The organism is Flavobacterium cyanobacteriorum (assembly GCF_002251835.1).
GTDB classification, from domain to species: domain Bacteria; phylum Bacteroidota; class Bacteroidia; order Flavobacteriales; family Flavobacteriaceae; genus Flavobacterium; species Flavobacterium cyanobacteriorum.
In genome coordinates this window covers 1-12,682 of the sequence record NZ_NOXV01000173.1, presented here as the reverse complement: position 1 = coordinate 12,682, position 12,682 = coordinate 1, and the positions used below count along the sequence as shown (strand labels likewise).

Below are 12,682 nucleotides of genomic sequence, written 5' to 3'. Positions count from 1 at the left end.
TGGCAGGATTCGAACCTGCGACCTCCTGGTCCCAAACCAGGCGCGATGACCGGGCTACGCTACACCCCGAAAAAAGCGGAGAGACAGGGATTCGAACCCTGGCGACGATTGCTCGCCGACAGATTAGCAATCTGCTCCGTTACCACTCCGGCACCTCTCCTGCTTGCAAGGCATTAACCTTTTTTGCGGTTGCAAATGTAAACCTTGCATCTATTATCTGCAACTATTTTTAAAGGTTTTTTAATTTTATTTTAAAACAGGTTTTAAAATGATTAGCTGTCAACCCAATAGCAAAACGCTGGAATTATTTAATGCACTTCAGATAATTAACAAAATAATTTTCAGGAAAAAATTTACCTGAAACGGTTTCTGACTGTATTTCCTTTCTTATGGTATAATCCACTGTTTCCGTGCTGTATTTAACCCTCATTAGCGTTACGGGATATTTTTCAAGCTCCTCCATAGAGCCTTTGCCAAAAAGGAACATGCCCGACAGTATCCGCATATTGCTCTTGCTCTCGCTGTCATACATAAGGCTGGCACACTGCTCCTGCCCTACGCTTATAAGGGTGATGATTTTGCCATTGGTAAGCTGCAGGTAGATGCGTGATGCCTTGTCAAGGCAATAGGCTTTTGGAAAATCCTGGCTTTTATGCAGCAACTGGAAGTTTAGGACAGGAATACCTTCTGTTACTGAAAGTGAAAAGAATACAAATGCTGAACTGCCTGCAAATACTTTTTCGTACATGAGGTATTCGGCAGTTGATTTATATTCGTTTCCCTCTGTGTTGCTCACAGTGGTAAATTTACAATCCCCCTGTGCCCGACCAGGTATGCATATCCATAGCAATAATAAAGCTATAAGCGTTTTTTTCATTTATTTAATAAAGATGTTATAGATGATTTATTGTTTTTAGTAAGCTTAGTGAGTAAAAGTTTTAGAATCATACTACCTGCGGTAGCAGTTAAGATGCCCTATTATTGCTAAGCAATGTTAATAATTTATGATTAAACTCTTCTGTTTCATTATTAAGTGAAACAAAAAATTGTTGATCAAATTGTTCTACTTTTATGATAGCTTCCCGGATAATTTCCAGGCCATTTTCAGTTAGCCCTATAGCTTTAGCCCTTGTATCTGTTTCATGTTCTTTACGATGGATAAGCCCTTTATTTTGCAAAGTCCTTAAAACTGTAGAAGTTGTCATGGGGTCAATTTTAGTATGGGTAGACAGCAATATTTGTGTAACATTTTGTTTATGTAAAGTAAACCAATGAATGCTGGCAAGTAATACAAATTGAGAGTGTGTCAATTTATATTTGTTTAATGCTTTTTTTATTTCCCGTTGCCACAAGTTTGTTACTTGCCACAGTAGGAATCCCGTACTTTCCTCGGATTTTTCAAAAATAAAATCGCTTTTAGCCATCTTTATATTTTTTTTCTGCAAGTTCAATTAGTTTCTCAACTGCAACAGGAAGTCCAACTTTGATTTTGCCACCTATTATTTTTGAAAATAAAAAAGTCATAAGGCCTGTCATTATAACCCTGTGCGTAATTTCAAGTCCATCTTTAGTTTCCGTCATTGTATGGATAAAGTCCATTTTGCATAGCGGCAGGGAACTTCTGTCTGAAAATGACTTGAAGTTGGTACATTCAGTTATTTCAAACTTTGCTTTCGGTGCGCCTACTGGTTTTAAAATTCCTTTTGTTCCTGTTTGAAATTCTCCATAAAGTTCAGAGTATTCAACTTCTGCGTCCCATACATTCCAATTAGGAACGTCTGCCCAAAGTTCCCATATATGTTCTTTTGTCGCAGTTGTTTTTCTGTTTACTTCTATTGTCCACATGATAAAAAAAATTAAATATAATCACAAATATAATATGTTAACATATAATAAGCAAATATATTTTTAATACACTTATAATAGTAAATGGATTGTATGGATACAACTATGATTTAATGCAAATCATCACTATTTTCTCATTATTCATATTGGTAGTGAAAAACGCATACACATCTCCCCCGTCCTTTATTTTCCACTTTTTGCGAAGTTCTTCCACCGAAACAGGGAAATTACGCACCGTTATATTCATCTTCCTGCCTTCGGCATATCTTTTCATTTCTGATTTATTATAAAGTAAAACCTGTTGAATTTTAAAGCGCCTGCCGGGAAATTCAGTTACGGATGCTGATGTAAAGAGCTGCGAATGCCTGTGCAGCTTGCTTAAGCCTGAACTATGGCCGGCCGCATCAATCAGGCCTGATTTCATAATCGCGCTGTTGGGTTCATAGAGATACTCCTGAGGGAGCGAGTAATTAACAGTCACATCACTTCCGTAAAGCCCTGAAACAATGGTTTCATTATCTTTAACCAGGTTTACTGCATGTATTGCCGGCGTGCCTTTACAATCCTTTTCAAGCAGCCAGAGCAGTTCTTTTACTTCGTTGTTAAGGGCAACCACATGTATAGCTTTTACTCCTGAAAGCTCCGCTAAGCCTGCTGAGATATCAAGCAGTGGTGCAGTTTTAACCATTATATTGGCGCTAAAGGTAAAATAGGTATCCAGGAGCGCCGGTACATCAGGCAGGCAGTCGGCCAGCATAAAAACCTTACCTTTTGCACCGTTTCGCCTGGAGGGGTCAATATATATCCAGTCCCACTGCCTGTTTTGCGACTTAAGTATCCCCAGGCTGTCCCCCTGCATGCATGTTATATTACCTACTGAAAGCTGCCGGAAATTATGAGCCGCAATAGTCGAAAGCTCAGGGTCCAGTTCACAGTGCACAACTTCACTGCACTTTTCCGCAAAATACAAATCATCCACACCCAATCCGCCTGTCAGGTCAATAAGCCTTTCCCCGGAAACAAGCCGTGCTTTATACTTTGCCGTAGCCTCAGAGGATGTCTGCTCTACCGAAACTTTTGAAGGATATATAATGTTTTCGGCAGCAAACCAGCGTGGCAGTTTACCCTGTGCTTTTTCGCGGGCAGCTACCTGATTGAGTATCACTGCCCATTCCACATCAGGAAAGGGATTTTTCTGCAACGCTAACTGCGAAACAGGCTTCCCGGTATTGTCTTTTATAAATTGCTGTACTTCAGCATTTAAAACCGGGTGCTGCACTTATATATCTTTTGTGAGTACTTTTACTATCGGGTTTCGGGGCCAGAATTCCTTTGCTACCACTTTCATGGCAGTATAAAATGGTACGGCTATGATCATGCCCAAAACCCCGAATATAAAACCACTGGCCAGGATAACAATAAATATCTCCAGCGGGTGCGAATTGACACTGTTAGAAAAAATCAGCGGGGCGCTGAAATTATTATCAATAAACTGGGCGGCACAAAAGCCAATAACTACCCATAACGTAGTAGTGAGCATCTCGCCCTGGGTTTCAGGCCCCATAAGCCCCAGCATGGTAAGAACTGCTACCAATACTGTTGCTATGATAGGCCCCACGTATGGTATAATATTCAGCAATGCAGCAATAAATGCAATGATGAATGCATTTTGCACCCCGAAAATAAGCAGCACAATAAGGTACATTACGAATAGTATCGACATCTGTACAATCAGCCCTATAAAATAACGGCTAAGGAGGTAATTAATCTTGCGAAGGGAGTTCAGTATCTTTTCCTGGTGCTTTTCGGGCAGTACTTTTTTGGCAGCCACCGTAAACATTTTCCTGTCCTTTAGGAAAAAGAAGGTAATAAACAACACGGAGGCAAGGCCAATACCGAAACCGCTCAATATACCCAGCAACGAATTGATAAAGTTGGGAATGAAATTAAAATCTATCCTTGAGGTAAGGTTAGCCTGCTTAATGAGCTTTTGCGCATCTATATTATGGCCCGTAAAATAACTGTTTACCTGGTTTACCAGGTTGTTAAAGTCCTGCTCCAGCTTTGCCGTGTCTAACAGGGAGAGGTTTTCACTCTGCGTTACAATGAGCGGCACAAACAGCATGATAAAACCGGCCAGCAGGGAAAGAAAGAAAACAAGAGTTACCACAACAGCTACGGTGTGTGGAAATTTAAGCCGGCGCTTCAGGAAATAAACTACAGGGCTTGCAATCATGCTTACAATAAGCGCTATAAAAAGGTATATTATAACCGACTGTATTTTATACAGAAGCCATAGAAGTATAAATATTCCGGCAGCCATTAAAAGCGCCCTGATAATTCCGTTGGCTATTGTTCTTGATGTTACCATTTGACGGGTGTTTGCTTAACCGAATGTATGAAAAAAATTACGAACACGTATGGCTTTAGTACAAGATTAAGAGAAAACAGGCCGTGAGTATCAAATCTAAATTCAAATTTTAAACCTGCTGTTAAAGTGATTTTAATTATTAAAAGCGTAATTAATAATATTAGCTCCCATTTTCAGGGCTTTTTCGCGTACTTCGCGCGGATCATTGTGCACTTCCTGGTCTTCCCATCCGTCCCCTAAGTCAGTTTCAACAGTATAAAGCAGCACCAGCCTGGCCTCAACAAAAATGCCGAGCGCCTGCGGCGGCTTATTGTCATGCTCATGTATCTTTGGTATACCCGAAGCAAAAAGGAACGGCCCCTGGAAAATTTTATGTGATACCGGTACCGGTGTCAGTTCCTTATCAGGAAATATCTTTTTGATTTCTTTACGGATGAATTTATCCATACCGTAGTTATCATCAATATGCAGGAATCCGCCGGAGGTAAGGTAATTCCTCAGGTTAATTACATCATTATCGCTAAAAACCACGTTCCCATGCCCGGTCATATGTATAAACGGATAAGAAAATATATCCGGGCTGCCGGCCTCGACAGTAGCGGTTTTTGGGTTGATCTTAGTGTTTATGTTCTGGTTGCAAAACCTGGCGAGGTTAGGCAGCGATGTAGGGTTTCCGTACCAGTCGCCCCCGCCTGAATATTTCAGCACCGCTATTTCCTGTGCATTAAGCAATACGGGGCAAACAAGCCATAGCAAAAACATCTTTCTCATCAGCATCATTCTCTTTATCATACTTTTAATTCCTTATATAATGCAATTATAAATTTACGGCTTCACGTTTTGCGGCTTCAAAATCCGCTATTATTTCCCGTACAATCTCAGCTGCAGGCTTAATATCATTAATAAGCCCGGCTATCTGCCCTATTTCAAGCTCACCTTCCTCAAGGTCGCCCTCAAACATTCCTTTTTTTGCCCGTGCGCGCCCAAGAAGCGCTTTAAGGTCCTCAACGGTAGGCGATTTTGCGTACAAAGCCATAACATCATGAAAAAACTTGTTCTTTATAAGCCTTACCGGAGCAAGCTCTTTTAATGTAACATGCGTGTCGCCGTCCTGCGCCTCAACAATAGCCTGTTTAAAATTTTGGTGGGATGATGACTCTACTGATGCTGCAAAACGGCTTCCTACCTGTACACCGTCAGCGCCAAGCACCATGGCCGCCAGCATACCCCTCCCTGTAGCGATGCCTCCCGCGGCAATAAGCGGTATGGTAAGCTTTTCCTTCACCATCGGGATTAGTGTAAAGGTAGTGGTTTCTTCCCGGCCATTGTGACCGCCGGCTTCAAACCCTTCGGCTACTACGGCATCTACACCAGCCTCCTGCGCCTTCAGTGCAAATTTTACGCTGCTTACTACATGTACCACAGTAATGCCTTTTTCTTTTAAAAAGGGGGTCCATGTTTTAGGATTTCCGGCAGAAGTGAACACAATATTTACGCCTTCATCTGCAATAATATCCATTATTTCCTCAATGTTGGGATATAGCATGGGCACATTAACCCCAAAAGGCTTATCGGTAGCTTTTTTGCATTTCTGTATGTGTTCACGGAGTACTTCCGGGTACATGGAACCTGCACCAATAAGCCCCAGCCCGCCTGCATTGCTTACGGCGCTTGCCAGTTTATAGCCGCTGGCCCATATCATTCCGGCCTGTATTATAGGATACCGGATGTTGAATAATTGTGTTATCCTGTTCATGTATTACTGCTTAACGAGTTTTCCAGTTTTTAGTATACCGCCTGCCTCAATCCTGTAAGTATAAATGCCTGTGGCTATACCTTCTGTTGCAACTGATGCCTGGCTGCCGGCTAACGGCTGTTGCAGCACCAGCTGTCCAAGGGTATTAAATAAAATTATAGTAGCATTTACTGTATTTTGCGGTAAAGCAATTATAAGGGTATCCGTAACAGGATTAGGATATATATGCACCCGCCCGGGTTCAGGCTGTTCTGTCACTGTAGCACTTTGCAGTGCCTGGGCAAAATCAGGTACACCATACCCATACTGCATATCAGGGTTTGTATAGCGGTCAGCCGACTGTTTTACTATCTGCAATATCTCGCTGTTGGTTTTGCCCGGCAACGCCTGCCACAGGCAGGCTATAAGCCCTGCCACAATTGGCGCTGATATCGAAGTGCCGCTTGCGGTTATGATACTTCCGTTAGTATCAGCAACTACCGATCCTACACCCTGTGCTACAACATCGGGTTTTATGCGTCCGTCAGCGGTAGGGCCTATAGAGCTGAAAGGAGATATAACTTCTGTGGCATTTACTGCCCCAACTGCGAGTATATTGTAAGCATCGGCCGGCGGTGTTATATAAGGATTGGCAGTATTGCCCGAATTGCCACCGGAATTTACAAGCACTATTCCGCGTGTAAAGGCAATGTTGGCTCCCCTTGTAATAAAAGCGGTATTTCCGTTAAGGTCGGCATTGGTATAGCTGTAGTTGGGATTATCATAACCAAAATAGCCTAATGAAGTATTTATGATATCTACACCCAGGCTGTCAGCCATTTCTGCTGCTTCAACCCATAAAGATTCTTCCACAGGGTTTTCGCTGGCGCTGTTTTCGGTTATAAATAAGTAATAGCCGGCATCAGGCGCGGTGCCTACAAGCTGCCCTTCCACAAAACCTGCCATGGCTGACAATACATAAGTACCGTGGTAATGGCCCGTGTAAAACTCAGGCGAACGCTGCACAAAGTTATAGCCGCCTAAAATAAGGTTATTATTTTGGAGCCTCTGGAAAGGCTGCGTGGTATTAACCCCGGGGAACCCCGCATCCATTACGGCTATTATTTTACCGGTACCGGTATAATCCTGCTGGTGCAGCACCTGCCCGTTAAGCATCTGTACCTGGTTAGCCGAAGTGCCGTAAGAAAAGGTGGCAGATACATCCAGGTTTTTAGTTACAGCCTGTTGTTGCTGTGCCTGTGCCGTACGCGAGTTAAGGGAGTTGTCGGCAAAATCTACTGCCTCCACAAATGGCAGCGCCAGCAGGGCGTTTATATCAGCCACTGTGCCACGTATGTGCAGTGCGTTCATCCATTTTGATTGTGCCATAACCGTGATTCCTGGCGAAGCCGTTACCTGGTCAATATAAGGCTGGTGTATGGGCACATCTTTAGCGTCAAGAGCTATACCCTGGGCCGCCCGCCTGTTCAGTGCGCGCTGCGAAAGCATTTCAAGCGGGTTATTCAGGTAAAATTCCGCCTGGGGCTTATCTGTGAAATAAACCCACGCGTCTTGCTGGGCAAAGATATTGCCGCACAACAAAAGCAGATAAATGCAAATCAGGCGCATATAAGGATTGTATATGTTAAAGCCATTCCAAATATACAAAACATGCGCAATTTAAGATACACCATACGGGCAAACCTTTTATTTTTGCTTCTTTACAATCAAAACCCATGCATTATATAGTCCTGAGCATTATATGCAGTGTATCGGTAGGTATTATCTTTAAGTTTACCCGTCGCTACGATACTGCCGTTACACAAATAGTCGCCTGGAATTATGTTTTTGCGCTGCTTCTATGCTACCTCTTCTTCCGGCCTGAGCTGAAAATTAGCGGCCTATTTGCCAACTGGCCCATTTATGGTGTTATGTCGGTGTTACTACCCTCCATTTTCCTTTTGATGGCAGCTTCCATAAAATATATGGGCATTGTAAAAACTGATGCCGCACAACGGCTGTCGCTTTTTATACCTATACTTGCGGCCTGGTTCATTTTTGGGGAGGGCTTTAATAAATTGAAGCTCATTGGCCTTGCCATAGGCTTTCCTGCCATACTGCTTATATTTTTGCGCCATGATACCAATAACAGCAATAAATGGCAATATCCTGCCCTGGTGCTTTTAGGTTTTGGTGTTATTGATGTACTCTTTAAGCAGGTAGTGCGATCCGAAGTTCCTTATACCACATCGCTATTCTTTGTTTTTTGCGGCGCGCTTGCAGTGGCTACTGGTATAGTTTTGTTCCAGCTGGCAGTAAATAAGGCTGCTTTTGGCCTTATAAATCTTACCTTTGGTGCACTGGTTGGTATATTCAACTTTGGCAACATACTCTTCTACATGCTGGCACACAAGGAATTTGCCCATAACCCTTCTACAGTATTTGCCTCTATGAATATGGGTGTTATAATACTGGGAAGCATTGCCGGAATATTGATTTTCAGGGAAAAGATGTCGCGGCTTAATTATACCGGAATTGCAATGGCACTGGCAGCAATAATCTTCATAACACTTTCACAAATTTACGCCTCATAGTTTAACGAAAGGTTTACCGGGAGCATAATAAAATCATTTGTACCTTTGCGCAAAACCATCCTACATCAATGCTCCAGCAGGCTTTTACGCGCTATATCAATAACTTCCGGGGGTTTAGCCGTGAAGTATGGATACTCGCCGTTATTACCTTTATTAACCGCGCCGGCACCATGGTGCTGCCGTTCCTTTCCAAATACCTCAAGGAGGACCTTCACTTTTCATATAGCCAGGTAGGCACAGTAATGGTTTGTTTTGGTTTTGGCTCCATGATAGGCTCATGGCTGGGCGGCAAGCTTTCTGACAGGATAGGATTTTACAGAATCATGGTGTTCAGCCTTTTTACAAGCGGGGCCCTATTTTTTGTAATACAATATATAAGGTCGTTTGAGGGGATGTGCATGGCTATGTTTAGCATCATGGTGATTGCCGATATGTTCCGCCCGGCCATGTTCGTTTCGTTAAGTACCTATGCAAAACCTGAAAACCGCACCCGTGCCTTTACGCTCGTAAGGCTGGCTGTTAACCTGGGCTTTGCTGCCGGCCCTGCGCTTGGTGGCCTTATAATCCTGGGTATTGGATACAGGGGGCTGTTTTGGGCTGACGGCGCATCGTGTATCATCTCGATCCTTATATTCAGCCTGCTGGTAAAAGAAAAGAAAAAAGAAATTACGGACAGGCATCTTAATGATGATGCGCCACAACGTTCGGCAATGAGAGATATACCTTTCCTGTTGTTCCTGTTCAGCAGCTTTACTACAGCGTTTATTTTCTTCCAGTTGTTCACTACATTGCCTTTATACCACAAAGAATGGTACGGGCTAACAGAAGTCCACACCGGCCTGTTGATGTCGCTGAACGGGTTGCTGATATTCCTGCTTGAAATGCCTATAGTTGGTTTTTTTGAACGGAAGAACGTACAAAAAGTAAAAATCATCCTATGGGGTGCGCTGTTCATGGCCATAAGCTTTTTTGTGCTCCTTATCAATGTGTGGGTTGGCATCCTGCTGGTCAGCCTTATCTTTATGACAATTGGTGAAATGTTCTGTTTTCCGTTTTCCAATTCCTTTGCCATGGGGCGTGCGCCTCGTGGTCACGAAGGCAAATACATGGGCTTGTATACCATGACCTTTAGCCTTGCCCATATAACCAGCGCTAAAACCGGTATGGGCATTATTGCTTTAAAAGGCAATGTAGGCGGCTACCAGGCCAACTGGCTGTTTATGGGTGTGGCCGGTATGCTGGCCGTTGGCGCGCTGCTGCTGCTCCAGAAAATGCTCATTAAAGAAAATTCCTGATTTTTTATCCTTACAGCACAATAATAAACTAACATTTTAGTTATATAACTACAAAAATAGTTGTGAAACTAAAAAATTAGTTTTAACTTTGGATTATCAATTAATAAGCCATGCAAAAATTAACGAACAAGGAAGAAGAGATTATGCACATTTTATGGAAGCTTGAAAAAGCATTTGTAAAAGACGTGCTGATGGAAATTGAAGACGACAAGCCACATTACAATACCCTGTCAACCATTATACGTAACCTCGAAGACAAAGGCTTCGTGTCGCATACGGCCTATGGCAACACGCACCAGTACTATCCTGTAGTAACCAAAGAAGAATACCGTAAAGGCTTTATGAACAGTGCTATAGCCAATTACTTTAACAATTCCTATAAGAGTATGATATCTTTTTTTGCAAAAGAAGAAAAAATCAGCGCTGAAGAGCTACGCGAAATACTGGATATGATCGAAAAAAAGAAATGATATGGAACATTTCATCTTATACCTGGCAAAAGCGGCGGGACTAACCAGCCTGTTTTTCATTGCCTACTACCTATTCTTAAGGAAAGAAACCTTTTTTACAGCTAACCGCTGGTTCCTTATGGCAGGTATGGCAACATCGGCACTGCTGCCGTTAGTCGAATACACAAGAATTGTATGGGTAAACCCTTTGCCACAGCAGGCACACCGGGAAATTGACATAAATCATCTAATGATGATGCAGGACCGCATGGCAGCATCACCTGCAGCCGAAGCTACTCTAAACATAAACTGGTTTGATGTAGTGGCAGGTATTTACATTGCGGGAGTTGTTTTTTTACTGATCCGGTTCCTGCTTGATATCCTGTCGCTGAAGCGTATGCTTACAACCAATGTAATCATAAAGGATGGCCGGTACCTTCTTGTTGATTCACCAGCAATAAAGACACCCTTTTCGTTCTTTAATTATATTGTCTACAATGCATCGGCACTACGCCCCGATGAACTGGAAAGCATTATCAGCCACGAAAAGGTTCACAGCGCCCAAAGGCATTCGGTTGATATGGTAGCAGGGCAGCTGTTCTGCATTGCCTTTTGGTTTAACCCTTTTGCATGGGCTTATAAAAAATCCATATCACAAAACCTGGAGTTTATTGCCGATGCTGTGGCAGTAAAACAAATAGCCGATAAAGAGGCCTACCAGAAGATACTCCTTAAAATTACGGTTCAGCCGGAATGTATAGCAATTACCAATCATTTTTATCAATCATTAATCAAAAAGCGAATAGTTATGTTAAACAAAAAACAATCAAAAAAACGGAATTCATGGAAGTATGCCATTGTACTGCCGGCGCTTGCGGCTTTTATGCTGCTGTTCCAGGTAAAAGTTGTGGCACAGGAAAAAGAAGCTCCTGAAACAAAGGTGGTAACCAAAAGCAAGGTTAAAATTGCCGTTGAAGTGAACAAAGACACCAAAGACGAGGAACTACAGCAGGGAAGTAAGGTATTTAAGGAAGAATTTGATGCTGATGTTAATTTCCAGAATATTACACGCAACCAGAAAAACGAAATTACCGCGATAAAAGTAACGGTTAAGGACAAAACACAATCTAAAGTATATGAGGTTGCGGATACCGAACCCATTGCACCTTTTACTGTAGAAATGGAAAAAGGCAGTACCACAGGCAAGAACAGCATTATATTTGGCAGCCCTGACCGGATAAGGATTGCCGGTGCCGCACGCCTGATGCGCGAAGGAGATTCTTTAAGAGGTAAGAGATTACTAAAAAGCTATACCAATACTGATGATGTTATCATTGTACCCCCGGCACCGCCTGCACCCGGCGCACCGGGGATGGTTCCGCCACCGCCTCCAATGCAGGGTAATTGGTCATTTAACGGCATGAAGATAGGCGATACCGACATGCTCGTAGTAATTAATGGTATAAAGCAAAAGAAAGGCGAGCCGATAAAACTGCCGCTGGACCAGGAGATTGATGAAATAAATATTTTGAAGGATAAAGCTGCCAAAAAGAAATATGGCAAAGAAGGCCGTGACGGCGCAGTTGAAATTATTACAAAAAGAGGTGGTATTAGCATGATGATGAGGTATCCTCAGGCATTTACTTATAATATACCTGAAGATGGCGAAAATGGTGGATTTGATATTGATAAACTGATACTGGACCTTACTGACAATCTTAAGGAAATGCAGATTTATAAGTATTCAGACAACATGTCACCGGAAGAATTGGAGGATTTACAGGAAAAACTTTATCGTTCGCAGGCTGAAATACAAAAAGCCATGGAAGAAATGCAGTTTGGGCTTTCAGGAGATAATCTTTCTAGGGAAGAATTAAATGATGTAAAAAAAGAACTCCGCGAGGCAAGAAAACAAATGATGGAGAGCCGTAAAGAACTTATGGAAGCAAGAAAAGAAATGATGAAAGCAAAGGAAGAAGCTTCCGGTGAGAAAGCCAAGGCAAAGGCAAAAAAAGTGGTTTACAAAAGAGCATAATCACAGAGAAGGCTTATTTGTACTATATAAAATAAATAACAATTTATTAGGAAAAGGCGGTAGTGTAAATCCCGCCTTTTTTATACTTTTAGTGCAATAAACCAACAGCTTATGTTTAAAATACTGGCAAAGATAAACCGTTGGCTGCTGCCAAGCTATACCAGGCAACAGCTTGACCTGAGTAAGGCCACTAAACTGCAGAAAGCCATTATTGCATGGAAATATTTTGTAACTACAAGGGCGCTGGGTCAGAAAACCAGTGGTGAATAAATATCATACCCCCGGAGTTTTTCCCTTCCGTTAAGGAATGATAGGTAGTATCTCACTAACTGTGTAAGTATAAAAATAATGGGGTTTT

General features: G+C 42.4%; 13 protein-coding genes and 1 tRNA gene. 5 read left to right on the top strand and 9 right to left on the bottom strand.

Annotated features, from left to right (window positions below; translation table 11 throughout):
* Positions 1–76: 76 nt before the first annotated feature.
* The 9 genes from CHU92_RS03170 to CHU92_RS03130 all read right to left on the bottom strand — a co-directional run bounded on the left by CHU92_RS03170 (position 77) and on the right by CHU92_RS03130 (position 7,580).
* Positions 77–160: transfer RNA gene (locus CHU92_RS03170), tRNA-Ser, on the bottom strand.
* Between the two features lie 144 nt (positions 161–304).
* The gene (locus tag CHU92_RS03165; protein WP_094412525.1) at positions 305–877 is read right to left on the bottom strand and encodes a hypothetical protein; all 573 of its coding nucleotides are present in this window, start codon (positions 875–877) and stop codon (positions 305–307) included.
* Between the two features lie 88 nt (positions 878–965).
* Positions 966–1,424 (bottom strand): MarR family winged helix-turn-helix transcriptional regulator, encoded by a 459-nt coding sequence (locus CHU92_RS03160; protein WP_094412523.1) that lies wholly within the window; start codon positions 1,422–1,424, stop codon positions 966–968.
* On the bottom strand, positions 1,417–1,845 hold the full coding sequence (locus CHU92_RS03155) for an SRPBCC family protein (protein WP_094412521.1): 429 nt from the start codon (positions 1,843–1,845) through the stop codon (positions 1,417–1,419). Before CHU92_RS03155 ends, CHU92_RS03160 begins: the two co-directional genes overlap by 8 nt.
* A gap of 103 nt (positions 1,846–1,948) precedes the next feature.
* Entirely contained in the window at positions 1,949–3,124 is a 1,176-nt protein-coding gene (locus tag CHU92_RS03150; RefSeq protein WP_094412519.1) for a THUMP-like domain-containing protein, read from the bottom strand.
* Positions 3,125–4,216: an AI-2E family transporter gene (locus tag CHU92_RS03145; protein WP_094412517.1), complete on the bottom strand. Its 1,092-nt coding sequence runs from the start codon at positions 4,214–4,216 to the stop codon at positions 3,125–3,127. It lies immediately after the preceding gene.
* Positions 4,217–4,348: 132 nt separating this feature from the next.
* Positions 4,349–4,987 carry a DUF4159 domain-containing protein gene (locus CHU92_RS03140; protein ID WP_094412527.1) on the bottom strand — a complete coding sequence of 213 codons (639 nt, stop codon included), beginning with the start codon at positions 4,985–4,987 and terminating at the stop codon, positions 4,349–4,351.
* A 46-nt stretch (positions 4,988–5,033) separates the two neighbouring features.
* Positions 5,034–5,972, bottom strand: a complete 939-nt coding sequence (locus CHU92_RS03135; protein ID WP_094412515.1) for an NAD(P)H-dependent flavin oxidoreductase — start codon at positions 5,970–5,972, stop codon at positions 5,034–5,036.
* A gap of 3 nt (positions 5,973–5,975) precedes the next feature.
* On the bottom strand, positions 5,976–7,580 hold the full coding sequence (locus CHU92_RS03130) for a S8 family serine peptidase (protein WP_094412513.1): 1,605 nt from the start codon (positions 7,578–7,580) through the stop codon (positions 5,976–5,978).
* Between the two features lie 107 nt (positions 7,581–7,687).
* Between CHU92_RS03130 and CHU92_RS03125 the strand changes: the two genes are divergently transcribed.
* The 5 genes from CHU92_RS03125 to CHU92_RS03105 all read left to right on the top strand — a co-directional run bounded on the left by CHU92_RS03125 (position 7,688) and on the right by CHU92_RS03105 (position 12,594).
* A complete protein-coding gene (locus CHU92_RS03125; RefSeq protein WP_094412511.1) occupies positions 7,688–8,545 on the top strand; it encodes a DMT family transporter in 858 nt (285 codons plus the stop codon).
* A gap of 68 nt (positions 8,546–8,613) precedes the next feature.
* Positions 8,614–9,840, top strand: a complete 1,227-nt coding sequence (locus CHU92_RS03120; RefSeq protein WP_094412509.1) for an MDR family MFS transporter — start codon at positions 8,614–8,616, stop codon at positions 9,838–9,840.
* 110 nt (positions 9,841–9,950) lie between these two features.
* Complete coding sequence (locus CHU92_RS03115) at positions 9,951–10,310, top strand: BlaI/MecI/CopY family transcriptional regulator (protein ID WP_094412507.1); 360 nt, start codon at positions 9,951–9,953, stop codon at positions 10,308–10,310.
* A gap of 1 nt (position 10,311) precedes the next feature.
* Positions 10,312–12,324, top strand: coding sequence for a M56 family metallopeptidase (locus CHU92_RS03110; protein ID WP_094412505.1), 2,013 nt, complete (start codon positions 10,312–10,314; stop codon positions 12,322–12,324).
* A gap of 111 nt (positions 12,325–12,435) precedes the next feature.
* Entirely contained in the window at positions 12,436–12,594 is a 159-nt protein-coding gene (locus CHU92_RS03105; RefSeq protein ID WP_094412503.1) for an SsrA-binding protein, read from the top strand.
* Positions 12,595–12,682 lie beyond the last annotated feature (88 nt).

What these genes read in the sequence shown, in the direction of transcription:
- CHU92_RS03165 (WP_094412525.1), bottom strand. Translation starts at nt 877, where the DNA reads ATGAAAAAAACGCTTATAGCTTTATTATTGCTATGGATATGCATACCT.
- CHU92_RS03160 (WP_094412523.1), bottom strand. Translation starts at nt 1,424, where the DNA reads ATGGCTAAAAGCGATTTTATTTTTGAAAAATCCGAGGAAAGTACGGGA.
- CHU92_RS03155 (WP_094412521.1), bottom strand. Translation starts at nt 1,845, where the DNA reads ATGTGGACAATAGAAGTAAACAGAAAAACAACTGCGACAAAAGAACAT.
- CHU92_RS03145 (WP_094412517.1), bottom strand. Translation starts at nt 4,216, where the DNA reads ATGGTAACATCAAGAACAATAGCCAACGGAATTATCAGGGCGCTTTTA.
- CHU92_RS03140 (WP_094412527.1), bottom strand. Translation starts at nt 4,987, where the DNA reads ATGAGAAAGATGTTTTTGCTATGGCTTGTTTGCCCCGTATTGCTTAAT.
- CHU92_RS03135 (WP_094412515.1), bottom strand. Translation starts at nt 5,972, where the DNA reads ATGAACAGGATAACACAATTATTCAACATCCGGTATCCTATAATACAG.
- CHU92_RS03130 (WP_094412513.1), bottom strand. Translation starts at nt 7,580, where the DNA reads ATGCGCCTGATTTGCATTTATCTGCTTTTGTTGTGCGGCAATATCTTT.
- CHU92_RS03125 (WP_094412511.1), top strand. Translation starts at nt 7,688, where the DNA reads ATGCATTATATAGTCCTGAGCATTATATGCAGTGTATCGGTAGGTATT.
- CHU92_RS03120 (WP_094412509.1), top strand. Translation starts at nt 8,614, where the DNA reads ATGCTCCAGCAGGCTTTTACGCGCTATATCAATAACTTCCGGGGGTTT.
- CHU92_RS03115 (WP_094412507.1), top strand. Translation starts at nt 9,951, where the DNA reads ATGCAAAAATTAACGAACAAGGAAGAAGAGATTATGCACATTTTATGG.
- CHU92_RS03110 (WP_094412505.1), top strand. Translation starts at nt 10,312, where the DNA reads ATGGAACATTTCATCTTATACCTGGCAAAAGCGGCGGGACTAACCAGC.
- CHU92_RS03105 (WP_094412503.1), top strand. Translation starts at nt 12,436, where the DNA reads ATGTTTAAAATACTGGCAAAGATAAACCGTTGGCTGCTGCCAAGCTAT.